The 750-nt window shown below is 61.5% G+C and carries 1 protein-coding gene; it reads right to left on the reverse strand.

What is annotated here, in order from left to right; genetic code table 11:
• On the reverse strand, positions 1 to 679 hold a 679-nt coding region (locus tag H3H36_RS26320), incomplete at its 3' end, for a GAF domain-containing protein (protein ID WP_182220988.1).
• Positions 680 to 750 lie beyond the last annotated feature (71 nt).

A 750-nucleotide genomic window follows, 5' to 3' on the forward strand; every position in this document is an offset into this window, starting at 1 on the left:
GCTGATTCCTTGCCAACGCAAGGGCGTGTTCAACACGGTCGCGCAGCAACAGCCGATTCGGCAGATGTGTCAGGCTGTCATATTGCTGCAGGAAGCTGGCCTGCTCGGCCGCCGCCGCATGGGCGTCTCGTGTGCGCAGCATCTGCATGCCGTAAGCAAGGTCGTTGGCCAGCTCCTCCAGCAGCCGCACTTCCTCCACATCGAAGGCGTTGGCGTCACGTGCATACATCGTCAAGCAGCCCAGGACGGCCGAATTGACGATCAAGGGCAACGCGATGCTCGATTGGTAGCCACGCTTGATGGCCGCGTCGCGCCAGGCCAGCATGCGCGGATTGACTTGCACATCCTGGTTCACGCAAGTCTTGCCGGTGCGAATGGCCGTGCCGGACGGCCCCCTGCCATATTCACTGTTGTCCCAAGAAATTTTGATACTGTCCAAATAACCATCTTCGAATCCGGATTGGGCGACAGGCCGGACTCGCTTGTCGCCGTCCTGCTCGGCCAGCCCCACCCAGGACATCAGGTAGCCGCCCGTTTCGACGCATAAGCGGCAAATCTGGTCGAGCAAATCATGCTCTTCCACAGCCTGCAGCATGGTCTGGTTGCAGCTGCTGAGCAGGCGCAGCGCACGGTTCAGGCGTGCCTGCCGCGCTTCGCTCTGCCTCAGGTCGGCCGTCATTTCCCTGGCCAGCTCAACCACGCGCCTGCGGCTTCCCAGTAACAGCCAAAGGGCCCAGGCCAATATCAGGC

The sequence above is a fragment of the Rugamonas fusca genome (assembly GCF_014042365.1).
In the GTDB taxonomy this organism is placed as follows: domain Bacteria; phylum Pseudomonadota; class Gammaproteobacteria; order Burkholderiales; family Burkholderiaceae_D; genus Rugamonas; species Rugamonas fusca.